Consider the following 24589-nt stretch of genomic DNA (forward strand, 5'->3'; position numbering starts at 1 on the left):
TAAAGAAGCCATTCTCCCGAAACAGATCCACCGCTTGTGAATTCAAACCGTAACTCGTGATTGAAAGCGCAAGAATAAAGTTCCAGCTGAAGATAATGACGGATGTTTTCTCAGGGGCGAAACCGCTCTGCCAGCCGTGCCGGGAGATTATCCATGGGTCCGTTGCTCATACAGAGAATCACCGCAGGTCCTGAAAGACAGGACTCTACCGCCAGAACCGCTTCGTCAGCGGTGGCACAGCGTGCAGCTTTGACCCCGTGTTTCCCAAGCAGGTCGACAACCTCTTCACAGGCAAAACATTCTTCGGGCGGGATCCGGGGATCCGGTGGAGGAGGAAGGAGGACGACCCGGTCCGCCCATTCCAGGCTGTGCAGGTAGGCTTCCTGAAAGCGCCGGGTCCGGGACGTATTGGTCCTCGGCTCAAAGACGGCAATCAGTGTCCGGTCCGGGTAGGCCCGCTTAAAAGCTGATATTGTCAGAGCCACAGCGGTCGGATGGTGGGCAAAATCATCGACGACCAGAAGATCCGGAGTGGAAAGAAGAATCTCCTGTCTTCTTCGCACCCCGCCAAAGGTCTGGAGGCCTTCCATCAGGGAGGGAAGGGAAAAGCCCAGCTTGAGAAAGAGAGCGAAGAGACCGGTCGTGTTCAGGGCATTATGGACTCCCAGAAGGGGGGTTCGCAGTGTAACGCGCTCCCCCTCATGCTCCAGGGTGAGGGTATGCCATTCCGGCTGCCACGCGTGAAGCCTCCAGTCGGCGTGTTCACCCTGGCCGTAGGTCAGTACGGTTCCCTGGAAGCAGCCATGGATCTCCTCCAGGGAAAACGGAACATCCTCGTGAACCGCCAGAACTGCATCCGATGGTTGTTTTGCAAGAAAGTCCCTGAACAGAGCCCGATATCCATCCTCATTCGGATAGAGGTCCGCATGGTCATGTTCAACGCTGGTCAGAAGGATTCCCTGACCGGTATAGTGGAAAAATTTCGGATGCCTGGCAAAGTACGCCGTTTCGTACTCATCGGCTTCGATGGCAAACCATGTCTCACCGAGCCGTGCATTGACGGCGTAGTCCCGGTGAATCCCGCCAGCAAGAAACCCGGCATCAACTCCTGATTGTCGGAGTAACGATGCGGCGAGACATGTGGAGGTCGTCTTTCCATGGGTACCGGCAATCACGATCCGCTTCCGCCCGGGAAAGATGGCCTGTTCCATAAATTCAGGAAAGGAAAGGTAGGGAATTCCGCGATCCCTGATCGCAACCGCTTCGGGATTGCTGGAACCGACAACATTCCCTGTAATGACGAGGTCCGGAGAGGGATCCAGGTTGGCGGGATCGTACCGGGGAATCACCTCCATCCCTTTCCAGTCCAGAATGGCCTGCATGGGAGGACCGGGATGGGCGTCACTTCCCCTGACCTTCTTTCCCATTTCATCAAGGAGGAGGGCGGTCCCGGTCATCGCCGTTCCGCAAATTCCCTGGATAAAGACCTTTCGAAGAGTTGACAGTTCAACCTCAACCAGCCCCCCCTCCCCCTGACGCGCCTTAATCCGGGTCACTCTGTTCCCACCTTCGATCAGAGGTTCTCCGCCACAGCTTTGGCCATATCCATTGTCGACGAGGATCCACCCATATCGTAGGTACGCACCTTGCCGTTCGCAATCACCCTGGAAATGGCACCTTCCAGAGCGTATGAATGGTCCGCCTCCCCGAGCCAGTCCAGCATGAGTTTGACCGAGAGCAGCATGGCCATACAGTTAACTTTGTATTTTCCTGCATACTTCGGGGCAGAACCATGGGTCGGTTCAAAGACGGCAAAGGAATCACCAATGTTTCCGGATGATGCGAATCCCAGGCCACCAACGAGCTGGGCACTCAGATCGGAAATGATGTCACCAAAGAGGTTTTCCGCGACAAGGACATCGTAGTCCTGGGGATTCTTTACCAGCCACATGGCCATGGCATCGATATTGGTTTCCCATAGCGGTATGGCGGGATAATCTTTCGCAACTTTTCTCGCAGCCCTGGTCATGATCCCGCCGGTTTCCCGGAGTACGTTGGGTTTCTCTACAAGGGTCACCGTTTTCCGATCGTATTGTTTGGCATATTCGAAGGCATCCCTCACGATGTTTTCACATCCTCGATCGGTCATGAGCCGGAGCGAAATCGCCATCTGATCCCGGGGTGTCGCGTCAAACCGCTTTGTCTTCGGGTGATGTTCCTTCAAGGCCTGCCATACACCTTCAGGAATGGGATGAAATTCGATCCCGGCGTACATGCCTTCGGTATTTTCCCTGAAAATCACGAGATCGATCCCATCCTTATAGTTCAGGGGGTTTCCGGGGTAGGCCTTGCAGGGTCGCAGGTTGGTTCTGAGGTTAAATTCCTGGCGTAAGCGGACAATGGGAGAAAAGTAGGAGAGGCCCTTCCCGCGAAGGTCAGGATGAAGCTCTTCAGCCGCTTCATCCTTAGGTTTGGAGGTAATGGCTCCAAAGAGTGAGCATGTCGAATCCTTCAACAGCTCGAGCGTGCGTTTTGGCAGAGGATCTCCCTCACTGCACCAGAATTCCCAGCCGATATCCCCGTAAACATATTCCGCGTCCAGATTCATTTTCTCCAGTACGATTTCCGCAGCATCCATGACATCTTTTCCAACACCGTCTCCAGGCATGAGAACGATTCTGTACTTCGGCATATACCCTCCTTATCTTCCTTTCATTCGTTTCGCGGCCTATTGTAATACAAAATTTCCGGTTTTGCTTGATCGAAAATCATTCCCGAAGCAGGATTTCATTCAAAGAGCCGATGCCATCCCCGAACCGGGTCGTAGACCATGATCCGGGTCATGGCAGAACGCGGGTAGACCCTTACAGCCGCCTGCAGTTCTCTTCCGTCCGTCACGTAGATGGTCCCCGGTGAACCCTGGCCCAGGGGAGAGAAAGAGCAGATGTCGCCCGCACCGAATTTTACAGGATCATCAGGATTGTGGATGGGACTTCCACTCAGCATATCCGGGATCTCCGCGGACAGGATTCCCGGAACGACCCTTCCGCGGGACAGCTGAAGAGGCGTATAGGGTCGCACCATGGGATCCACACCGCTTTGAATCTCGCGGCTCCGGATTCCGTTATGGTTTCCATCCATAAAGATGCCGAAGTAGAGTTCACCACGTTCCACCAGAAATTTCACACCTACATATCGATTACGGGATATGGCCATCTGTCTGCAGTGATTCAGAACGACATGGAACTCCCTGGATACGGTATTCAATGCTGTTCGAGTAAGAAGATTGTTGAATGCAGGGAGCGAAACAGCCAGCATGATACTGACAACGGCAAGAACAATGAGAACTTCCAGAAGTGTAATTCCGTTCCGCATGATAACCTCCTTAAAAAAAATGAGAGAGGGGGCACGAGGCCCCCTCCGGGTTAACCCTTTTTTCGGGGAACTTTCACCTTTTCGGAGAGAGTGGTTTCACCCGAAATGCTGAGATAGGGCTTTAAAAGTTCAAAGCTCTTCTCACCAATTCCTTTCACGAGCATCAACTCTTCGGGCTGAGTGAACGTACCGTTGGATGAGCGGAAATCCACGATCCGTTTTGCCAGAGAGGGTCCAACCCGCGGCAGCAGCTGAAGCTGTTCCGCCGTTGCCGTGTTGATGTTGACCTTGCCCGTCTGGGAAGCCATGGCCGGGAAAGCCAGAGCCACCATCGTTGCCACAAGGACCAGGGTTAGGGAAAAACGTTTCATCTTACACCTCCTGAAAAAGATTTTGTGTGTGTCCTCCCCTCGCTTCCGATCTCATCAGGAGCAGTCCGCATGCCAGTCAGACGACAGGGCCGTAAAATACTGTTATATTTTCACTTAGATAAATTTCGCACAAATCAGAATGACAAAAAACGATTCTCGTGCACACGGTTAGAAAAATATTTTTCCACTTGTCCCCGGCTGATCCCTGTCCTATACTGGATCCATCGAACCTCTATCCCACATTGTTCAGGAGGGAGTATGGATCACCCGCAGGAACAGCCACCCGTAACCCAGCCAAGACTTGGAAATCCCGCCCCCGCCTTCGAGGCTCGTACAACACAGGGGACCCTGCGGCTGGAAGATTTTCGAGGTTCATGGCTCGTTTTCTTCTCCCACCCGGCCGATTTTACGCCGGTGTGCACGACGGAGTTTATCGCTTTCGCTGCGATCCACCCTGCTCTTCGCTCCATGAATTGCGAGCTTCTTGGCCTTTCCATCGATTCGATCTACTCCCACATCGCCTGGATCAGGAATATCAGGGAGAAAACGGGTGTGGAGATTTCTTTTCCCATCGTTGCCGATCAGGATGGGACCATCGCAAGGCGATATGGAATGATCCAGCCGGGAGACAGTGGAACCGAAACATCCCGATGTCTCTTTGTGATTGACGATAAGGGTGTTCTTCGAGCCATGATCTACTATCCCCTCACGACGGGACGGAATATGGAAGAAGTTCGGCGTCTCGTTCAGGCTCTCCAGACTTCCGACCTTCACGGTGTTGCCACACCGGCAGACTGGAAGCCGGGAGACAGGGTTATCGTACCCCCTCCGCTGACCCAGGAAGACGCGGACCGACGGAGGGAATCATCTGAGCTGGAGTGCATCGACTGGTATTACTGCAAACAGAGCCTGCCGGACTGACACGATGCCCTGCATGAATGAAGATGGTTCATTAAGCCATCCGGCCCGCGCACTCCTTCGATTCATCTCCTCGCCATTCACGCCTGAGCTCATCGCCGAGGAGCTGGGACAACCCCTCTATCGTGTTCGCGGCGGTCTCAGGGAACTGATGGACGCAGGATTGGTAACGGAAAGGGACGGACTCTATGTCCGAACGGAAAAGGGAACGGCGGCCCTGACGGACTGATTCGATTTAAATCGTCAGGAAACCACCCGGAATCACGACATCGAGATGGTTAGTCTTCCGCTTTCCTGGCAAAGATAAAGACAACACAATAGGCAATTGCAAACATAAAGCATCCCATGCTTCCCTGAAAGAAGTTCCGGGGAATCAGGCCAAAGGGCCAGGCGGCGGGAGAGCCCAGCTGGTTGGCTACCTTGAGAAAGACACCGTATACAAATCCGATGGTGCCAATCCAGAAAACGATGCGCGGGATGAATTTCATACTCGCCTCCTTGTTGCTCAATGTGTGAGAAGTATAGCACAGCCCTCTTGACAATGGCGCTTTTGAGCGCTAACATACCGACCAGTCAGTATGGACGAATCCAACAAAACGCGAGAACGAATCCTCGATGCGGCTCTTCACCTTGTCCGCACACGCGGATACCACCTGACCACTATGGATGAGATTGCCGATGGGGCGGGGGTCAGCAAGGGAGCCCTCTACTGGCACTACAGGTCAAAAAAGGATCTCTTCCTCCATCTGATCGACTACTGGGTGGAACGTATCGCCGGTGAAATACGTTCAGCAACCGAGGGAGAGGATCGACCCGACGAAATCCTTCACAGGCTCTGTGACACGTTCATTACACAGTTCGCCCGTCATCCCGATGTATTTGAAGCCGAAACGGAATTCTGGGCACTCGCGCATCGGGACCCTGAAGCAAGGGAAAAGGTACATAAGGTATATGGAGAATTTTTCCACCTCATCGAAAAAACAATGGAACGTGGAGTTCAGGAAGGATCCTTTGTTCTGGAGGATTCCCACCTGGCTGCCCTGACCCTGCTTATCAACCTGGAATCCTGCGTCTGGTTCACCTTATTCTCACCGGACGGCGTGGATTACGGTACCTACCTGACCTATTTTCAGAAACATTTCATATCGTCGCTGGGAAGAGAAAGGAGGCAGACATGAAACAGGGAGGATCATTTCTCCTTGAACCTGTCGTCGGGAAGATATTCACCCGGGAACAGTTTACGGAGGAGCAACAGGAGATTAACGAAATGGTTCGCCAGTTCGCCCGGGAAAGAATCTATCCCAACCGGGGAGAGCTGGGGACTCATGCGAAGGAGCTTCACCTTCAATTGATGAAGGAGGCTTCGGAGCTGGGACTCACCGCCATCGATGTTCCGGAAGCGTACGGCGGAATGGATATGGACAAGATTACGTCGGCGATGGTGGTGGAAGCCCTGACAACGGGGCAGAGTGCCTCCTGGATGGTCACCTTCCTTGCCCATTGCGGAATCGGAACCCTGCCCATCGTTTACTTCGGATCCGAAGCACAGAAGGCCACCTGGCTGCCGAAGCTGACCTCCGTGGATTACCTTTCCGCCTATGCCCTGACGGAGCCCGGCGCAGGGTCCGATGCTCTTAATATCAAGACATCGGCCCATCTTTCGGAGGACGGTACCCATTACGTCCTGACGGGCACGAAGCAGTTCATCACCAACGGCGGCTGGGCCGATCTCTTCATCATCTTTGCCAAGATCGATGATTCCGACTTCACCGCCTTTGTCGTTCCACGCGACACCGAGGGGCTGACCATCGGGCCCGAAGAAGAAAAGATGGGCATCCGGGGCTCCTCGACCACAAGCGTGACCCTGGAGAATTGCAGGGTGCCCGTGGAGAACCTTCTGGGCGAGAGGGGCAAGGGGCATCACATTGCCTTCAATATCCTGAATATCGGCCGTTTCAAGCTTGGTGCGGCGGATCTGGGAGGGTGCAAGGCCTGTGTCGGGCAGGCGGTGACCTATGCCCTCGAACGAAAGCAGTTCGGCCAGCCCATCGCGACCTTTGATGCCATCCGGTCCAAGTTTGCCGATATGGTGGTTCGAACCTACGTTCTGGACTCAGCCATCTATCGGACCGTAGGACTGATGGAGGAGAGGATCTCCACGCTGGATCCATCTTCCGAAGATTACCGCTTGAAAGTCTGGGACGCGCTTGAAGCCTTTGCCATCGAGGCATCCATCGCCAAAATTCTTGGGAGCGAAACACTCTTTGGAGTTTCGGATCACGGAATTCAAATCTACGGTGGATACGGATTCATTGAAGAGTATCCCATGGCAGGGGTCTTCCGGGACACACGGATTGACAGGATCTATGAGGGCACAAATGAAATCAACCGTATGGTGATCTATGGCTATCTTCTTAAAAATGCCCTCCTGGAAGAGATTCCCCTGCGGGAATCGGTCAAGACCTGGACAAAAATGCCCTCCATGGCAGAAGGTCCCTTCGCCTGGGAGATTCAGGCACTGGAAGCCATGAGACGAATGGTCATGAAGCTGGTGGATCGCGCGATCGGCGTGTATGGCCAGGACCTTCGCAATGAGCAGATCGTTGGAGAACAGCTTGCCGATCTGGTGATCGGATATTACGGAGCCTCTTCAGCTCTGAACCGGGTTCTCCATCACGACGGATCCGGGAGAGACCGGGCTCTGAAATCGATTGTCCGGCTGGCCGTGACGTCGGTACTGAAACAGTTCACCGGAACGATCCACGGCCTGGCACCGACACTCTATCCGGGGAAGGAATGGGAGCAGGCCCGGGGTCCATTCTCCGAGCTTTTCATGTACACAATCATTCCCTTCAATCCGGTGGATGAGATCCGCCATCTGACCGACGATCTCTATCAGCACCAAACCTATCGTTACGAATAAGGAGGAACCATGAGTCAACCTGTTACCGTCATCGTAGACGCTGTCCGAAGTCCCATGGGAGTCAAAAAGGGCAACATGATCGGCATTCGGTCCGACGAGCTTGCAGCCCAGGTGACCCGTGCCCTCCTGGACCGGCAACCCGGTCTTCCGCTGGAAGCCATCGAAGATGTGGTCCTGGGCTGTGCCTTTCCGGAACACACCCAGGGCATGCTCATGGCCCGCGGTGTCGCACTTCTCGTCGGGATCCCCAGGGAGGCGGGCGCCAAAGTGGTGAATCGATTCTGCGGATCCTCGATGGACGCGGTCCATCAGATCTCCCAGGGAATCATTGCGGGTGATCTTTCCTGCGGAATTGCGATCGGTGTCGAAGACATGTTCGCCATTCCCGTCGGAGGATTTAACCCCTCCTTCCATCCCCGTCTGAGTGAGATGCGCTATTACATCTCCATGGGAGAGACCGCCGAAATCCTGGCGGAAGAAGGGAAGATCTCCCGGGAAGACCAGGAAGCCTTTTCCGTGGGTTCCCACGAAAAGGCGCTGAAGGCATGGGAAGAGGGAAAATTCAAAAACGAAGTGGTTCCGATCGATAAAAACGGGACCGTCATCGACCGGGACGAAGGACCAAAGACGCCCGATCTTGAAAAGATACGATCGCTGAAACCCGCCTTCAAAGACGGCGGATCCATTACCGCCGCAACTTCGAGCCCCATTTCTATCGGCGCCTCTGCCCTCATCGTGACCAGTGAATCCTTTGCAAAGGATCACAACCTCCCCATTCGGGCACGGATCCTTTCCCGAACCGTGGCAGGAGTTGACTGGACCCGCATGGGAATGGGTCCTCTTCCGGCCACGGAAAAGGCCCTGAAGGCAGTCAGGCTGACGATGGACGACATAGATCTAATCGAATTGAACGAGGCTTTTGCCGCGCAATCTCTCTATGTCATCCGAAAGGGCGGGTGGCCCATGGATCGGATCAACATTCACGGTGGCGCCATTGCCCTGGGGCACCCCCTGGGAGCTTCGGGCGCCCGGATCATGACTACACTAATCAATGCCCTGGAACAGACCGGCGGAAAGCGGGGGCTGGCCACAATGTGCATTGGAACGGGCCAGGGCATCGCAACCGTCATCGAGAGGGGGTAAGGCATGGATATTCAAAAGATCGGCGTGCTCGGATCCGGCGTGATGGGCAGCCAGCTGGCCGCCCACTTCGCCAATGCCGGCTTCCACACGTACCTCTTCGATTTAAACCAGGATCTGGCCGAAGGAGGATTAAAACGGGCAACCGAGATTAAGCCGAAAGCGTTTTATCATGAGCGGTTCACGAAGCGGGTCACCCCTGTAAATTACGACGAGCACCTGGACCGGCTTTCGGAATGCCAGTGGGTGATTGAGGCCATTGCCGAACGCCTGGACTGGAAAACCGATCTCTACCGCCGGGTGGGTGACGTCATGGCTCCGGGAACTATCGTGACCTCCAACACCTCCGGATTGGCCCTTTCTGACCTTACCGCGGACATGTCCGCGGGGATGAGGAAAAATTTCTTTATCACTCACTTTTTCAACCCGCCCCGTTACCTGAAGCTGGTGGAGATCGTGAACGGAGCGGACAACGACCCCGTTACCGTACAGCAGATGTCCGATTTCATTGCCCGGAAGCTGGGTAAGGGCATCGTGAACGCAAAGGACACGCCAAACTTTATCGCCAACCGGATCGGGGTCTTCGGCATGATGCTGGCCCTGGATCTGACCCGCCGGATGCGCCTGAGCGTGGAAGAGGTGGACAAGCTGACCGGACCTGTCATGGGCCGCCCCAAGTCGGCGACCTATCGTACGGCCGACATCGTGGGCCTGGACACCCTGGCCTTCGTGGCCAAAACCGCCTATGACAGGTGCACGAACGATGAAGCCCGGAACCTTTTCCAGGTTCCCGACGTCCTTCAGAAGCTGATCGAAGCCGGGCGTCTGGGTCAGAAAAGCGGGGAGGGTTTTTACAAAAAGGAGGGCCGGGACATCCTCTCCCTCGATCTGGAGACCCTGGAATACACACCTCAAAAGAAGGTGCGGATGGATGGGATCGGTGTGGCCCGGCGCCATACGGACAAGCTGAAATCGATCCGGGCCCTCGTCTTCAACCCCGACATCGCCGGCACCTTTGCCTGGGAGCTGACGATGGGAACCCTTGCGTATGCCGCCAGGAGGATTCCGGAAATCTCCGACGACATCGTCCAGATCGACAATGCCATGAAATGGGGATTCGGCTGGGATGTCGGACCCTTTGAGCTCTGGGACGCCCTGGGGGTTCACACGACGGCCCTCCGGATGGAAGCGGAAGGAAAAAAGATTCCTCCCATCGTTCAGGATCTCCTCGATGCAGGGGAAGACAGCTTCTACCGAAGGGACGAGGAAGCACGGCGTGTCTACTTCCAGATGGAATCAAAGGTAATGGAACCCCTGCCTGTCCCGAAGGATATCGTCGTTCTGGCGGATCAGAAGGCGAAGGGTAAAACCCTTCTGGAAAACTGGTGCGCCTCCCTTGTCGATCTTGACGACGGTGTCGCCTGCCTCGCCTTTCACTCCATCCTTCAACCGGAGTTCAACCCGATTGACGCCTCCATTCTGGACATGGCCGGACAGGCTCTGGCCTACGTTGGTAGAAAGGGATATCGGGGTCTCGTGATCTCCCATGACGGTACACACTTCTGCGCCGGTGCCAACCTCGCCATGATCCTGGAACTGGCACGGGCGAAGAAGTATGACATGCTTGCCATGGTATCCAAGACCTTTCAGGACCTGGGTCAGGCCATGAAGTATGCTCCATTCCCGGTTGTGGCGGCGCCTTTCAGCGTCTGCCTGGGAGGCGGATATGAAATTTCAGCCCCGGCGGACCGGGTAGTGGCCCTCGCCGAACTCTACTGTGGGGCCGTGGAGGTCGGGGTCGGTCTGATCCCGGGCGCCGGCGGAAACCTGCGGATTCTGGAGACGATCCACCGCTGCACGCCCGTCAGGAAGTTCGGTCCCTTTCCTCCGGTTCAGAAGGCCTTCGAAACGATCGGATTCGCGAAGGTTTCGATGTCGGCATATGAAGCCATCGATCTGGGGTATTTTCCGCACGACACGAAGATCGTTCTCTCCCGGGACCACCTCCTGGCCACGGCCAAGCAGGAAGTCCTGACCCTTGCCGAGAACTACAATCCTCCGTCACCTCCTGATGACCTTATTCTTCCGGGAGAGGGAGGAAGGCTCGCCGTCGAGTCGACGATCGACAACTTCCGCTATGCCGGAACGATCAGCGAGCACGACGCCCTCATCGGCAAGAAGCTGGCATATGTCCTGACGGGCGGTGAACGGGCAAACGGGATCACGCCCCTTGACGAGCAGTACATGCTGGATATCGAGCGGGAAGTCTTCGTGAGCCTGGCCGGGGAACCGAAGTCCCAGGAACGGATGGGCTACATGCTGAAGAAGGGAAAACCCCTCCGGAACTGAGTAAAAACTTTACAGCAGTCGTCAGCCTTTTGCCAGATCATTAAATTCCTGAACCGTCCGGGTGAACTCCTTCAGGAGTTCCCCGGGCGTTTCGGGGTTGTCGCCAAAAACACCAACAAGAGCATTGTAATACCATCGTCGTCCCTCCTTCCCTCCTTTCAGCTTCTTCAGGAGGCTGTCACCCTGGTCGCGGTAGAGCCGTATAATCGTCCGAAGGTTGTAGATCTTATCCGCAAGGGAAACAAGAAGAATCGATCGATCGAAGGTGGACACCCTGGCCAGGTAGGCCTCTTTCCTCGTTTTCCATGGTGGCCTGGGGGTCTCCTCGCTGTCGGTGCACCCGATAACAATACGGGTAACCCTGTCCCCGAATGTCCTTCGTATGGCCTCCCGCGTCTCGCTCCCGCCCTGATCCTCCACCGCGTCATGGAGGAGCGCCGCCATGGCTTCCTCCTCATCGGCACCGAATTCCATGGCGATACTGGCCACACCGAGAAGGTGGGCGATGTAAGGAATTTCCGTTCCCTTCCGTTTCTGCTTGCCATGCAGGCGGACGGCCCATTCGAGGACTTGAACAAACCGGTTCGAAGGGATCATGACCACTCCTTTCTCTCCTTCATCATACCTCAGCCCGCATGAACCGGGTTTTCAGCCATCCCCCCCCACTACACACCGAGTATGAGAATTGCGGGCCGGCCCGTGTACAATGGGATCCGATGAAACGCCTTCTTCTCACGGCCGGTGTCCTGCTCGCGGCATTCATTACCATCCATATCCGGGTGACCCTCGGTTCCCGGATCCATCTGGACCGGGCCCGGGAACACAGAGCGTCGGGAGAGGTGCTGCCCGCCGTAATGGAGTACCAGACCGCTATCGGCTACTATGCCCCGCTCAACCCGTACAGCCGCCGCGCGGCCGTTGAATTGACGTCATGGGCTGACGAAATGAAGCGTGAAGGTTCCGTTACAGCCTTTGAGGTTCACGATCGAGCCCGGCGATCGATCCTGGGGCTCCGCTCCTTCTACCAGCCCTACCGGGATCTCCTCACAAATCAGAACAAAACAGGATCCCCTCGGGATCCCAACCTCTTTCTCTACATTTTTTCTGTCGTCTGTCTTGCCGTTTCCTGGGGAGCCTGGTGGATCCGCTCCCTCCTCTGCCGGTGGAAAATTAGTCTCTCTCTAACTTTCCTTGCTCTCTGGGTGGTATTTCTTTCTCTCTCCTGACACCCGATTCCACTTTTAAATAACTGTCCGCCACCGTTTTCCAGGGCTCCTCCAGACCGGATCCGATAAGCCAGTCGTGGATACAGGAGGGAAAATGGAGCCGGGAGGCGTGGACCAGGAACGACGCAAGCCATTCGGGAGAAAGATCCGAGGGCTTGTGGGCTTTGCAGATTCCGCAGAGCACAGCCTCTGATTCCTCCAGGCTTTCCTGTTGTCGCAGGAGGTCCAGCAGGAGGGAACGCGCCGGGAAGAGGGTTGTATCCACCTGAAGGGCTGAAACAAGATCCTCTTTCGCTCCTTCGGTCTTACCGAGCTGAAGACGGGCCCGCGCACGGTTGTAGAGGGTAGCCGCCTGGCCGGGATCCAGCTCCAGGGATCGGCTGAACCAGGCTTCGGCCTCTTTCCACTTTTTTTCTTCGACGCTCAGAAGTCCCAGGGTCGAAGGCGGCTGGGGCAGGGAGGGATCAAGATCGATGGCCCGTTTGAGGACTGCCCGGCTCTCTTCGTTTTTCCCCGATTGAAGCAGGATAAAGCCTTTCAGGCTTAAAGCGGGAGCCAGGTAAGGGTCAATCTTCAGAGCCTGATCGAGGGACTTCAGGGAAAGATCATGGTCTCCGAAATCTCTGGCCATCTGCGCAATCCTGAGGTCAAGAGGAGCCAGGTCGGAAAGGTACAGGGCCCGGGCAAGAGCTTCTCCTCCCCCGTCCCCGCCCCTGGCCCTTCGAACCAGATCGGAGGCCAGGACCTGCCGGCTCATCCAGTCAGGCCTGGCGTTCACCCTGGGTTGAGGCGGCGGTAATGCGGGTAAAACCCGGGTTCCCGGCAGCACGGCCTGTGCCACTGTACCGGTGAAAAGCAGATGCCATGAAGTCGGTATGTACTCCAGGAAGGGATCCGAGAAGACAACAGCCCGGCCCTCTTTCAGAAGGGCGGTCACCTTCGGCTCCTCTTTCGATTGTCTGTAGCGTGTGAGCTCTCCCTCATTCAGAAGGAAAAGAGGCCGGTCGTACACGGTCTGAAAGAGATTGCCCTGGCGGTCCCATATATCCATATCGGGACGGGCTCCTTCCACTAATGTCAGGTAGGCAAGGGGAAAGGTTGTGTTGTCTTCCCAGGTAAAGAGAGCACCTCCGGCAGGCACCTGGGCAAGTACGGCCTCCACGGTGTCCCTGATAATAAGGTTTTCGTGGACGTCCCGGTAGGGAAAGGGAACGAAAGACCAGGCAAGGACGGCTCCCAGAACCATCCATTTTCCGGCTTCCATCCATCTGTACCGTTGATGGAGGTCGGTAAGGGCGAAGAGAGACAGGAGAACAAGACCGATGACGGAGGGAATGGCGTAGGCTTCCGAGGCCAGGGGAGCGGTATCGGCAAAGACGATAAAGGCACCATCGGCCAGAACAACAGGGAGAGCCATCCAGGCCAAAAGGTTCTTTCGCTTCCATCCGAACCACAGGCCGGCCATGGCAAGGGGGAGAAGGAGGAGAAGGTTCGACCAGAGGATGTGAACATATTCAAAGGTTCGCGTGAGGTAGGCTCCGACCGGCAACGTCAGCATCCGACCCCGGACCTGCCGGTTGGTTAGATGCCAGAAGAAGTTCTGGAGGGTTTCGGGGTTTCCCCAGTCCATTGCAGGGTTTTGAAGAGATCGCACGGGCAGGTAGAGATAGAGGGAAAGGGGCAGTAAGAATGCGGGAGCGATACGGATGAGGCGAACCAGAAAGGTACGGAAATCCCTCCGGACGGGCCAGGCAAGGAGTCCCAGGACCAGAGGCGTCAGAGGCACGAGACCCATGTGGCAGGTCAGGAGAAGTCCCCAGAGAAAAGCGGACAGAAGAGGTGGGCAATCGTCATCCAGTTTTTTCGGCAGTGAGGAGAAAAAGAGAAGGAGAAGGACAACTTCCAGCGTGTACACCTCCGCCATCTCCGCCTGGGACCAGAGTACCGGGGAGAGACCTGCCGCCAGGGCGGCCGTCAGGGACAGGACCCGGTTGCCCGTGATACGGAAGGCAAGGCCTGCAAGGATCCAGAAGGCCAGAAGCGCCATCACGGCGGAAAATAGGCTGGCCCGCCATGCGATGTGGCCCAGGGGAACCACGGAAAGAAAGAGCTTGCACAACATCATGTACATGGGAGCCCCGGGGGGATGACCGATTCCCAGGGTCCAGGCCGCCGTGGTGAGTTCCCCGGCATCGTGCACGTAAACCGATGGTGCCATGGTGTACAGGTAGAGTCCCCCCAGCAGAGCGAGAACGATCCACCGTTCACGGCCCACAGGAGTTTCTCCTCATGACCAGAATATCTTCCAGTACCAGAAAATCGAGGCCGCACCGTTCGAAGATTGCGGCGGCATCTTTCGGGGAGTTGGCCAGGGGTTCGCCTTTACCGTTCAGCGAGGTGTTCAGCAGAACGGGGAGACCGGTCAGCGCTTCAAATTCAAGGAGAAGTTCATCCAGTCCCGAACCATCCCCCGGTGTCACGGTCTGGATCCGGGATGTCCCGTCTTCGTGGATAACGGCGGGAATCAGGGCGCGGGTCTCTTCGGGCAGGAGAAAGGTCTGGAGCATATAGGGGCTTGATACCACGCCGGGAAAGAGGTCTCGACATCGATCGATAAGGACAGCCGGGGCAAAGGGCTGAAAAGATTCCCGTTGCTTTATGGCCCGGTTTAATCGGTCTCGAACACCTTTGCTTCTTGGATCGGCCAGGATGGAGCGGTGCCCCAGGGCCCGGGGTCCCATCTCCGACTTCCCCCGGAACCACCCCCCGATGGCTCCCTTTGCCAGCAGTTCCGCGGCTTTTAGGACTGCATCTTTTTCCAGCACGATGTGCGTTTCCCCAAGTGCTTGAACCGCACCGCCCAGCTCTTCCCTGGAGGCTTCGTACCCCAGATAGGGATGTTCCAGAAACCAGTGTGGATCGGCCTTCCCCATCAGTACCGCTCCCAGGGCCGTTCCCGCATCTCCTCCCGCGGGAAGGCAGTAGAGGTTGCCGCAGCCGGATGTTTGCCGCAGGGCTCCGTTCAGGGCCGGATTCAGCGCCATCCCCCCCCCGAAGCAGAGGTCCCGGCACCCGGTTTTGTCCAGCAGAGTTTTCGCCATGTGAAGGCTGACCCGCTCCACGTTCTCCTGAAGGACCCGGGCGAGGGCAAAGTGCCGATCTTCCAGAGGTTCCCCTTCCCTGCGTGGAGGGCCAAAGACCTTTCGAAAGATCGGCGTTGTCCAGGTTCCTCCAAAATCGAACCACTTCCTCTCTGTCTGCAGGGATAATCCATGAACCTGGAAGACGGACCCAAAGTCAATCCTGTAGCGATCATCCCCCAGGGCCGCCATCGACATGACCTTTCCCTCTTCCCGGTTGTGGCGAAACCCGAGATGCTCCGTCACGGCGGCATAGACCAGGCCAGGGGAGTGGGGAAAGGGGAGCCTGCCCAGGCGGGTCAGGCGGGGTGCGGGAAAGCGCTCCGCCCGATAGAAGGCTCCGGACCATGCTTCCGCCACTCCATCCAGAACCATCACCGCAGCCTGTTCGAAGGGTGAAGCAAGAAAGACTGCAAGGGCATGGGCCAGGTAGTGGTCCGAATGGGTGACGGGAGCGTGAATATCCAGAGAAAAAAGCCGGTTTCCGATTCCCTGCATCCTTCGGCCCTTTTGCCAGAGATCCAGAAAACGGCTAACGGCAGTAAGAGGGTTTCGTGAAAGGTACGTCAGCCGCTTCCAAGCACCCCGTTCCGGCCGAAAGGGAAAGGTGACACGGTCAATATCTTTTGCACTGACTCCGGAGGTATTGAGGCAGAACCGGATGGAACGGTAAGGAAATTCAGGATCTCCCTTGATCCGGGAAAAGCGCTCTTCCTCCGCGAAGGCCACCGGGCGGCCGTCGATAGAGAGGGCGGCGGAGGCATCGTGGGTAAAGGCGTGAATCCCCAGGGAAATCATTGGATCTCATTATATAGCCGATCCGCAGAGGAGTACGAATCCAGCCCGGGACCGCCGATTTCTATTTATCCCTTCGATTTTTCCTTGACTTTACGATATCATTCCCGTATTCTCGAGAGGAAATGCTTACAGCGTTTGAGAGAACAATTGGCGACCTTTCCAACCCCCCTTCCTCCTCTTAACTAAACGACCTGTCCTTTCCTCTCTCAGAGGTTTTGATCCAAATCTCATCGCAGAGCATGACTATATTTTTTTATCTACCATCTGGAGGCCTCTCATGCTGAATTCCGTCCTTACCGCCGTTGTGGCTTTCGTGCTTCTCTTTTCTCCCGGACCCGATATAAAGAACGAGCTTTCGTCCATCCCTCGGGTTCAGCAGGTGACGGAGAAGGTTCTGAATTCAAGCCTGATCCTGCTCCGGGCAGGAGAGATAGACCCATTGGAAGGGATCCCGGATGAATCGGCCTACGGGCTCACCGGCTGGCGGGACTCCGACTCCGGGGAGATCCTCTGCATCGTGCAGTTCGACCGTACCCCAACCCGGGACATGGCACAGAGCCTGAATCCCTACATTACGGAGAGGCTCTACTACATACCCAATCATGCCTACCTGGTTCGAGTGAAAGCCGGAGCTCTGAATTCTCTCCAGAGTGTTTCCGGGATTCGTGCAGCCTTCCGTCTGCCCAAATGGGCCAAGATTGACCCCATGGTATGGGAACAAAATAAAGATACGGTAGAGATTGAAGTCATCACGGCGCCGGGAAGGGATGCACTCAAGGTCGCCCACGTGCTGGAAAGCGAGATGGATGGCGTCAAGATTCTTACTTCAGAATATCACCACCGGCAGGGACGGCTGGATTGCATGGTTGACAGAAATAACCTGGAACAGATTCTGGACACCCTGTCGGGAATGGAGGACGTCCTCTCCATCATGCCCTACCTGGAAAAACAGCTTCTGAACGACAATTCCATCTGGGTGGGGCAAAATTACGATACAGCCAACACAACCACCTATTCCCTCTCTGCCACGATCTGGAACCATGGAATTTCGGGACAGGGCCAGGTCGTCTGCGTGAACGATTCCGGCCTTGATAACGACATGTGCTACTTCCGGTATGACAGCACCGATGAAAGTAAGACTTCCGTCCAGCATCTGATCCCTCCGGACACGGGAGTCCTTATGGACGGAACAGGCGGCAATCCATACAACAAGGTCATCGCCTACTACGTTCAACCGGGGGCCGACGAGTGGGATACGGGGTCCGCTTCCTACCACGGGACCCACGTTTCAGGTTCGGTCCTGGGAGATAACTTTGCTGCGCTCTCCGATCCCAACCCGGTTACCGGCCACAACTCCGGGGACGGAATGGCCCCCAACGCCCGGCTCGTCATGCAGGACGTGGGCGATTCATCGGGTAGCTTAAGCGGCCTGGCCGGCGACCTCTCCGACATGTTTCAGCAGGCGTACGATGCCGGGGCACGGATCCATTCCGACTCCTGGGGCACGACGGAAAGCATCTATGATGCCACGGCGATGGACATGGATGAGTTCATGTTCCGTCATGAGGATTTTCTCTTCTCCGTCGCCATGGGGAACTCCGGGACCGGATCTGCAGACGGTTCCATCGGCTCTCCCGCCACGGCCAAGAGCATCGTCAGCGTCGGGGCGACATCGAATGGAAGCTCATCCCAGGCCAATAATTTGATGGATTACAGCCGGGGTCCAGTGGACGACCAGAGGCTCAAACCCGATGTCTGCTCTCCCGGATCTTCGATCAACTCCGCCTCGGGATCGACAAGCAACACCGACAACAACTGCAGTCCCAAGACCATGAGCGGCACGTCAATGGCGACACCGACCACGTCGGGGTTTCTCGCCCTGATCCGCCAGTACTACACCGATGGCTTTTATCCCTCCGGTACAGCCACTTCCGCCGACGCCATGACCCCATCGGGGGCACTCATGAAGGCGACGATCGTCAACGGCGCGATGGAAATGACAGGAACGGACTACGCGACCAGCTCCACCATTACCCACATTCCCTCTATGGACCAGGGGTGGGGCCGCACCCACCTGGATAACGTTCTCTACTTTGATGGAGATTCGCGTCAGCTTCGGGTATGGGACGTCCGCCATTCGGAGGGCCTCTCCACGGGGGAGCAGGTTGAGTACCAGATCGACGTCCAGTCTTCCTCCCAGCCCCTGAAGGTACACCTGGTCTGGAGCGATCCCGAGTCGACGACCCTGGCCTCCGTGAATCTTGTCAATAATCTCGACCTGGAGGTTGTCTCCCCCGGCAGCACCACGTACCGTGGAAATGTATTTAACAACGGACAGTCCACAACAGGCGGCACCGCCGATGTCCTGAACCCCATCGAAGGGTTTGTCCTGAACAGCCCTGCCACGGGAACCTGGACCCTGCGTGTAAAGGGCACGGCGGTGCCGGGTACGGGAACGGCTCCCTACAGCGACCGGCAGGGGTACGCCCTCGTGGCCACCTTTGCCACCTGCGCAACCGCCCCCTCCGCCCCCACCGGTCTCACCGCGACAAACAACGGCTCAACGGGGATCGATCTGTCATGGACCAGCAGCGACACATCCTTCCTCATCTACCGGGCGCCGGGTACCTCCCCTTCCCCGGAAGACTTCACCCTCGTGGGAACCGCGTCCGGGACAACCTATACCGACACAACGGTCCAGGGCGGGTACTGGTACACCTATCGGGTACGGGCAACAGACAACTGCGGGGAAAGCGATCCTTCCAACGAGGCCAGCGATAAGTACACTGGAAACTGCAACCTCTTCCCGACCTTCGCCGGACTGGTATCCGTGAATAATGACATGTCCTCACCTCTCTGCGATCTGGTTCTCTCCTGGGAAGCAGGGTCGAGCAACTGTCCCGATGCAAGTACGCTCTGGTACAACGTCTACCGCGACACGACGCCCTACTTCACCCCGGGACCTTCCAACCTGATTGAATCCACAACCGAAATTACATGTACCGATTACCTTGTCGATCCAATGGTTACCTACTACTACATCGTCCGGGCCGAGGATAGTACAACGCTTAACGGGGGAAACCACAACGGTGGAAACGAAGACGCAAATACGGTCATGATTATGGGAACTCCATGGGCAGCCGGAAGGGTTCCTGGGACCTTCAGCGACGACGGCGGAGACACCAACGCCAAGCTCTTCCTGGAGGGGGAATGGAGGGTGACCAACCAGGAAAACCACACGACTGGCGGCACCTATTCTTACCACAACGCGAAAGACGGGAATGCATACGCAGCCGGCCAATGCGCCGCGGCCACGACTCCGCCCCTGGATCTCCAGCCGGCCACGTCCCCTGTTCTCAGCTACTGGATCCGGATGAATGTCGAATGGGAATGGGACGGGGTCGTGACGGAAATCTCCACCGATGGAGGACTGTCCTGGTCCACACTGGCCCCCAATGAAACCTATCCCGGTGATTTCAGCACCGGGGGTGGCGTCAGCTCTCCCATCAACGCCTGCGATTACTCGCTGAGCCAGGAATGTTTCAATGGTCCGAGTGATAACAGCGGCCTTACGAACTGGGCCCAGTATACGCACAATCTCGCAGCTTACGCCGGACAGACGGTACAGATCCGATGGAACTTCTCCTCGGACGGCGGTTTCGAAGTGGAAGGGTTCTACCTGGACGACATCCAGGTGACCTTCGCATCGGTCAACACGGACTGTGCCACCAGCGACGGAGCCGTGGCCCTTGACCGGGACACGTACAACTGTGACGGGGACACGATTTCCATTAATGTTGGAGACCGCGATCTGCGGGGGAACGGAACCCAGAATGTCACGATCAACTCCACCACAGAACCGGGTGGAGAAACCGTTACTCTGACCGAATCACCGGCTAATTCAGGGAATTTCATCGGGACAATCACCACGACTGGATCGGCTCCACCCTCCAACGGATTTCTCTCCCTTACGCATGGGGATACGATCACGGTCATGTACGTCGACGCCGATGACGGAAACGGCGGCATCGACGTATCCAAGACAGACACGGCCACGGCGGACTGTACTCCCCCGATGATTTCCAATGTGCAGGTCATCAATATCGGTTCCTCGAGTGCTACCGTGACATGGGACACCAACGAAGTCGCCGACAGCCGGGTGACCTACGAAAACGATCCCTCCCCGTCGGCTTATATCAACTATGAGGGAAGCTACGTCACCTCCCACAGCCTCACGCTCACGGGACTCTATTCCTGCACCAAATACTTCTTCTTCGTTGAGTCCACCGATCCCTCCCTTAACCATGCCCTGGACGACAACAGCGGAAGCTACTACACTTTTACGACGATCGTGAATACGAACCCGACCTACGCTGCCTCCGGGCTTCCGCTTCCGATTCCAGATGGGAATCTCACCGGAGTCAGTTCCACCATTTCGGTACCTGACGATAAAACTGTCGTGGACGTGAATGTCACGCTTTCCATTACGCACCCCTACGATGGAGATGTGGATATTTATCTCATCGGGCCCGACTTGACCCAGATCGCCCTGAGCCTTGATCACGGATCGACCGGCGATAATTACACCAACACCACATTCGATGATGAAGCGGGAACTCCTATCGCCAGCGGAACCCCTCCATTCACGGGCTCCTTTCAACCGGACCAGGCTCTGTCCGCGTTTGACTTGGGAAGTGCACTCGGGAACTGGACCCTGAAGGTGGCCGATGATGCGGGAGGGGACACCGGAACCCTCGACGCCTGGTCCATCACCTTTGAGTACCCTCCCGAAAGCTGTCCCACGTCCGATGGAACGGTCGAACTGGACGACACCCTCTACGGCTGTTCCGATGCACTTTCCGTACTTCTTCGCGATGCCGATCTCATGGGAATGGGAACGGTGACGGTCGAGCTCTTCAGCGACACCGAAACGACTCCGGAGGATGTCAGCCTCTCGGAGGATCCCGCCTACAGCGGCATCTATACCGGGACCTTCACAACCTCCTCCACAGCTCCCGTGCACGGAGACAACCTCCTGAGCCTCTCGGCAGGAGACACGATCACCGTCCGTTATACCGACGCCGACGACGGCCTGGGCGGGACCGATGTAGTAAAGACCGATACGGCCTCGGCGGAGTGCCAGCCTCCCGTGATCTCCAACGTCCAGGTTACCTCCATCACCGATTCGAGTGCGGTCATCACCTGGGATACCGATGAATCCTCCGACAGCCGTGCCGTCTGGTCAGACACGTCACCACCCTCCGGATCCGAGGCCAGTGATACCGCCCTCGTAACCTCCCATTCGATTCCGGTCACCGGGCTTGATCCCTGCACGACGTACTATTTCTATGTTGAATCCACCGATATCTTTTCCAACACGGCAACCGACACAAATGGAGCAAGCTACTACTCCTTTGAAACGTATGGAACCGCCCAGCTCTTTGGTCCTGACGATGTCGAGGCGGGTGTTGGAACCTGGACTCCGACGTCCAATACCGCCACAATCTGGCACCGGGACACCTGTCACGCGGCTTCCGGATCCTATGCATGGAAGGCGGGAGCCAGTGATGCCCCGACCTGCACGGCCACCTACCTGGCCAGCACTACGACCGATTTGGAGTCCGGAACGATTAACCTCGGCTCTCCCGGTCACAGCTTCCACCTCCTCTTTAACCAGTGGTACGAAACGGAATCGGGATATGACTACTGCTACGTCCAGATCAGTGAAGATGGAGGAGCGTACACCGATATTGTTCCACGGTATGCCGGTTCCAGCGGCGGTTGGCAGGCCGCGGATTATGACCTTTCCGCCTTCTCCGGGCCGGTGAAGATCCGGTTCCGTTTCACGAGTGACAGCGGTATTAACCGTGAAGGATGGTACATCGATGATATCGAGATCCGGGGCCCAATGCCCTGCGGTGCCAGCCTCGCGCTGGACAGCTACTCCTTTACCGATTCCTGCAGTGGAACGGGTTCGGGCGGAGACGACATCATCGATGCCGGCGAAGACCTGGAAATTGTTGTCACGCTCTTCAACAACGGCATTGACCCCGCGACCGGTGTACAGGCAACGCTGTCTTCGACGACCCCGGGCGTGACATTCCCCCCCTCCGGCAACCTTGCCGGTTTCCCCGATATCGATCCCCTGACGGGCGAAGTGTCCCTTTTCCCCCATTTCACGGTCCACGTGGGAAATTCCGTCGCCTGTGATGAGCTTCTGGAGTTTGACCTTCTGATTACAGCTGACGACGGGGGAAGCTGGTCCGATTCCTTTACGCTCACAACGGGGCTTCTCACCCCGCCCACGCCGGTCTCTGAGTCCTTTGAACCCGGCGTCACTCCCCCGGCGCTCCCCTCCGGATGGTCCGTCGAACAGGTGAACGGCGGATCCGGGGCCTGGGCGACCCGGGCCGGAACGCGTAATCCTTCCGGGTATGCATCCCACTCTTCCCCCAATCTGATCTATTTCAACTCCTACAGCGTGTACAGCGGGAATGATGTCCGTCTCCGCACGGTCAACAGCTTCTCCACCGTTGGAGCCACCGACGCCTCCCTGACCTTCTGGATGTTCCATGATGACGGGTACAGTACGAGCAATGACCGTCTACAGGTCCAGGTTTCCACCGACGGAACAGCGTTTGCCAATGTAACGGGTGCCCTCTTTCAACGGTACGATGCATCGGAGGACTCCTGGCAGGAGCACACGGTCGATCTCTCCGCCTACCTGGATGAACCGTATCTATGGATCGGCTTTGTCGGAATATCGGGATATGGGAACGACATTCACCTCGACGACATCGTCGTGACCCTTGCAGGAACGGGGGGTTGTTCGATGACGGAATGCCAGGGTGTACCGGACGAAGTGTCCGCCTCCGGAAGCTCTTTCCCGCTCAAGATCGAGAAAGATTCCACCATGGTCGCCTGTTCCACGGGATACTGCCTTACGTTCGAGAAGATCACCACAGCGACGGGATACAACGTCTACGAGGGTACGCTCGGGAACTTCTACGACCACGACTCCGCGGGAACGAATGCCTGTGATGCGGCTCCCTCCGATCTCGGTGACGGAACAATGCGTCATGACCTGAGCCCGACGGGGAGCGAAAACCGCTACTACCTGGTGACTGCCTTCAACGGAAACGGAGAAGGAACAGCGGGAATTGCCGGGCGGGATGCCGGCCTTTCCTGCGCCCCCTGACCTTTTATGCTTACCATTCATGCCCCCCGCACGGGGGGCTTTTTTTATGGATACTGAGCCTGTAAATCAGATGTTTTCAAATTGAAAGAAGTGCTTCAGCACGAAGCTGAAAATCGCCATCCCGATATTTTTCATAAGTGATCCGGCATGAATCTTCTGAGAGGAGGCAATCAGGATCTGAAAGGAGATCAGGAGCCCCAGCACCGCCCCCCCGAGGGCAAACGCCTCTTTCCGCTTCAGAACATATTCCTTGACCTTCTGTCGCAGTGACACCAGCATCATAGCTCCCGACAATAAAACTCTTTTCGTACCCTACCACAGAGGGACAGGGTGCACAACCATTTTTTCTCTTTGTACGCAGTGGATCAGGATTCGTTCACACAGTTATCTGGAGACACCTCTAGTAATTTCATAGCCAGCATCGGAGCAGGAGTGCGTGCTCTTCTCCGATGTATTGCTGTATCCGGTGTCGAAGATGACTGCTCGTTATGAGCGGCTCGGCTGGAATCAGAAGACGGGGAACGCAGTGAAGAACAAGCTGTTAGGGAAAGGGCTTGTCCGGGTGGAGAACGTCACAACGCCACACGGGCGGGTTCGCATTCTTTCGTTGACGGATTCGGGCGAGGTGCGTGCAAGGGAGTATGGGCATGAGTTTCCTCCTGGGCGAAGGGCGAGCGTGGAGCATGAGTTCTGGAAGGTGGAACTGGCCGGGCAGCTGGAAGGTCTAGGGTTCTCTGTGGAGGTTGAGTACGCGCTTGGCGATGGGCTGTCGGTGGATCTCTGTGCGGTGAGAGGGGATCTGCGCTTGTTCGTGGAGGTGGAAACGGGGAAGTCTGATGTTGTGGGGAATGTGCGGAAGTGCGCACGGGTGGGCGGGGTCGTCCTCTTTTTCTTTACCTCGCAAAAGGTGTTCAGGAAGTTTCAATCGTTGTTTGAGCAGCTCGGGAATCCCAGGATGCAAAGCTGCGGGCCGAAGGATTGGCCTCGGATGCTTGAACGACTGTCAGGAGGAGATTTACCCTCCTCCTGAGCTCTCCCCTTGAAATTTACCAGATTCAGACTTATTTACTAGGAAGATACTCGAATGAGATAATACTTAGGGTCCACTGAAAAACGATTCTGTTTTTAATTGGAACGGTAGGGAATCTGGA

Annotated in this window: 18 protein-coding genes; 9 read left to right on the forward strand and 9 right to left on the reverse strand. The window is 56.5% G+C overall.

Going from position 1 to position 24589, the window contains the following annotated elements; translation table 11 throughout:
• Nucleotides 1-110: 110 nt before the first annotated feature.
• The 4 genes from PLD04_06820 to PLD04_06835 form a co-directional block, all read right to left on the reverse strand.
• Nucleotides 111-1556, reverse strand: coding sequence for a Mur ligase family protein (locus tag PLD04_06820; GenBank protein ID HXK68041.1), 1446 nt, complete (start codon nt 1554-1556; stop codon nt 111-113).
• 17 nt (nt 1557-1573) lie between these two features.
• Nucleotides 1574-2692 carry an isocitrate/isopropylmalate dehydrogenase family protein gene (locus PLD04_06825; protein HXK68042.1) on the reverse strand — a complete coding sequence of 373 codons (1119 nt, stop codon included), beginning with the start codon at nt 2690-2692 and terminating at the stop codon, nt 1574-1576.
• Nucleotides 2693-2787: 95 nt separating this feature from the next.
• Nucleotides 2788-3375 (reverse strand): prepilin-type N-terminal cleavage/methylation domain-containing protein, encoded by a 588-nt coding sequence (locus tag PLD04_06830; protein HXK68043.1) that lies wholly within the window; start codon nt 3373-3375, stop codon nt 2788-2790.
• Between the two features lie 50 nt (nt 3376-3425).
• Nucleotides 3426-3746: a helix-hairpin-helix domain-containing protein gene (locus PLD04_06835; protein HXK68044.1), complete on the reverse strand. Its 321-nt coding sequence runs from the start codon at nt 3744-3746 to the stop codon at nt 3426-3428.
• A gap of 258 nt (nt 3747-4004) precedes the next feature.
• On the opposite strand from PLD04_06835, the gene PLD04_06840 reads away from it, so the two are divergent.
• On the forward strand, nt 4005-4667 hold the full coding sequence (locus PLD04_06840; GenBank protein HXK68045.1) for a peroxiredoxin: 663 nt from the start codon (nt 4005-4007) through the stop codon (nt 4665-4667).
• Nucleotides 4668-4680: 13 nt separating this feature from the next.
• Nucleotides 4681-4893: a hypothetical protein gene (locus PLD04_06845; protein ID HXK68046.1), complete on the forward strand. Its 213-nt coding sequence runs from the start codon at nt 4681-4683 to the stop codon at nt 4891-4893.
• 49 nt (nt 4894-4942) lie between these two features.
• Here the strand turns inward: PLD04_06845 and PLD04_06850 are convergent, their stop codons facing one another.
• Entirely contained in the window at nt 4943-5152 is a 210-nt protein-coding gene (locus PLD04_06850) for a hypothetical protein (protein ID HXK68047.1), read from the reverse strand.
• Nucleotides 5153-5242: 90 nt separating this feature from the next.
• Here PLD04_06850 and PLD04_06855 point away from each other — a divergent pair, with 90 nt between their 5' ends.
• From PLD04_06855 to PLD04_06870, 4 genes are read left to right on the forward strand one after another with little or no spacing between them, the layout of a single operon-like run.
• On the forward strand, nt 5243-5842 hold the full coding sequence (locus PLD04_06855) for a TetR/AcrR family transcriptional regulator (GenBank protein HXK68048.1): 600 nt from the start codon (nt 5243-5245) through the stop codon (nt 5840-5842).
• The gene (locus PLD04_06860; GenBank protein ID HXK68049.1) at nt 5839-7587 is read left to right on the forward strand and encodes an acyl-CoA dehydrogenase family protein; all 1749 of its coding nucleotides are present in this window, start codon (nt 5839-5841) and stop codon (nt 7585-7587) included. Before PLD04_06855 ends, PLD04_06860 begins: the two co-directional genes overlap by 4 nt.
• 9 nt (nt 7588-7596) lie before the next feature.
• Nucleotides 7597-8730, forward strand: a complete 1134-nt coding sequence (locus PLD04_06865) for a thiolase family protein (GenBank protein HXK68050.1) — start codon at nt 7597-7599, stop codon at nt 8728-8730.
• Nucleotides 8731-8733: 3 nt separating this feature from the next.
• Nucleotides 8734-11076 carry a 3-hydroxyacyl-CoA dehydrogenase NAD-binding domain-containing protein gene (locus tag PLD04_06870; protein ID HXK68051.1) on the forward strand — a complete coding sequence of 781 codons (2343 nt, stop codon included), beginning with the start codon at nt 8734-8736 and terminating at the stop codon, nt 11074-11076.
• 21 nt (nt 11077-11097) lie between these two features.
• On the opposite strand, the gene PLD04_06875 is transcribed toward PLD04_06870, so the two are convergent.
• Complete coding sequence (locus PLD04_06875) at nt 11098-11670, reverse strand: HD domain-containing protein (protein ID HXK68052.1); 573 nt, start codon at nt 11668-11670, stop codon at nt 11098-11100.
• A 122-nt stretch (nt 11671-11792) separates the two neighbouring features.
• On the opposite strand from PLD04_06875, the gene PLD04_06880 reads away from it, so the two are divergent.
• Nucleotides 11793-12302, forward strand: coding sequence for a hypothetical protein (locus PLD04_06880; GenBank protein HXK68053.1), 510 nt, complete (start codon nt 11793-11795; stop codon nt 12300-12302).
• Here PLD04_06880 and PLD04_06885 read toward each other — a convergent pair.
• Together PLD04_06885 and PLD04_06890 are read right to left on the reverse strand one after the other, a co-directional pair.
• Entirely contained in the window at nt 12247-14577 is a 2331-nt protein-coding gene (locus PLD04_06885) for a DUF2723 domain-containing protein (protein HXK68054.1), read from the reverse strand. The genes PLD04_06880 and PLD04_06885 overlap by 56 nt on opposite strands.
• On the reverse strand, nt 14567-16240 hold the full coding sequence (locus PLD04_06890) for a carbamoyltransferase C-terminal domain-containing protein (GenBank protein HXK68055.1): 1674 nt from the start codon (nt 16238-16240) through the stop codon (nt 14567-14569). The genes PLD04_06885 and PLD04_06890 overlap by 11 nt, the downstream gene beginning before the upstream one ends.
• Before the next feature lie 277 nt (nt 16241-16517).
• Here PLD04_06890 and PLD04_06895 point away from each other — a divergent pair, with 277 nt between their 5' ends.
• Nucleotides 16518-23438, forward strand: a complete 6921-nt coding sequence (locus PLD04_06895; GenBank protein HXK68056.1) for a S8 family serine peptidase — start codon at nt 16518-16520, stop codon at nt 23436-23438.
• 66 nt (nt 23439-23504) lie between these two features.
• Here PLD04_06895 and PLD04_06900 read toward each other — a convergent pair whose 3' ends face one another.
• Nucleotides 23505-23717: a hypothetical protein gene (locus tag PLD04_06900; protein HXK68057.1), complete on the reverse strand. Its 213-nt coding sequence runs from the start codon at nt 23715-23717 to the stop codon at nt 23505-23507.
• Between the two features lie 157 nt (nt 23718-23874).
• On the opposite strand from PLD04_06900, the gene PLD04_06905 reads away from it, so the two are divergent.
• Complete coding sequence (locus PLD04_06905; GenBank protein HXK68058.1) at nt 23875-24468, forward strand: hypothetical protein; 594 nt, start codon at nt 23875-23877, stop codon at nt 24466-24468.
• Nucleotides 24469-24589 lie beyond the last annotated feature (121 nt).

It is taken from the genome of Thermoanaerobaculia bacterium (assembly GCA_035593605.1).
Classification (GTDB): Bacteria; Acidobacteriota; Thermoanaerobaculia; order UBA2201; family DAOSWS01; genus DAOSWS01.

What these genes read in the sequence shown, in the direction of transcription:
- PLD04_06825 (HXK68042.1), bottom strand. Translation starts at nt 2,692, where the DNA reads ATGCCGAAGTACAGAATCGTTCTCATGCCTGGAGACGGTGTTGGAAAA.
- PLD04_06830 (HXK68043.1), bottom strand. Translation starts at nt 3,375, where the DNA reads ATGCGGAACGGAATTACACTTCTGGAAGTTCTCATTGTTCTTGCCGTT.
- PLD04_06835 (HXK68044.1), bottom strand. Translation starts at nt 3,746, where the DNA reads ATGAAACGTTTTTCCCTAACCCTGGTCCTTGTGGCAACGATGGTGGCT.
- PLD04_06840 (HXK68045.1), top strand. Translation starts at nt 4,005, where the DNA reads ATGGATCACCCGCAGGAACAGCCACCCGTAACCCAGCCAAGACTTGGA.
- PLD04_06845 (HXK68046.1), top strand. Translation starts at nt 4,681, where the DNA reads ATGAATGAAGATGGTTCATTAAGCCATCCGGCCCGCGCACTCCTTCGA.
- PLD04_06850 (HXK68047.1), bottom strand. Translation starts at nt 5,152, where the DNA reads ATGAAATTCATCCCGCGCATCGTTTTCTGGATTGGCACCATCGGATTT.
- PLD04_06855 (HXK68048.1), top strand. Translation starts at nt 5,243, where the DNA reads ATGGACGAATCCAACAAAACGCGAGAACGAATCCTCGATGCGGCTCTT.
- PLD04_06860 (HXK68049.1), top strand. Translation starts at nt 5,839, where the DNA reads ATGAAACAGGGAGGATCATTTCTCCTTGAACCTGTCGTCGGGAAGATA.
- PLD04_06865 (HXK68050.1), top strand. Translation starts at nt 7,597, where the DNA reads ATGAGTCAACCTGTTACCGTCATCGTAGACGCTGTCCGAAGTCCCATG.
- PLD04_06870 (HXK68051.1), top strand. Translation starts at nt 8,734, where the DNA reads ATGGATATTCAAAAGATCGGCGTGCTCGGATCCGGCGTGATGGGCAGC.
- PLD04_06880 (HXK68053.1), top strand. Translation starts at nt 11,793, where the DNA reads ATGAAACGCCTTCTTCTCACGGCCGGTGTCCTGCTCGCGGCATTCATT.
- PLD04_06890 (HXK68055.1), bottom strand. Translation starts at nt 16,240, where the DNA reads ATGATTTCCCTGGGGATTCACGCCTTTACCCACGATGCCTCCGCCGCC.
- PLD04_06895 (HXK68056.1), top strand. Translation starts at nt 16,518, where the DNA reads ATGCTGAATTCCGTCCTTACCGCCGTTGTGGCTTTCGTGCTTCTCTTT.
- PLD04_06900 (HXK68057.1), bottom strand. Translation starts at nt 23,717, where the DNA reads ATGCTGGTGTCACTGCGACAGAAGGTCAAGGAATATGTTCTGAAGCGG.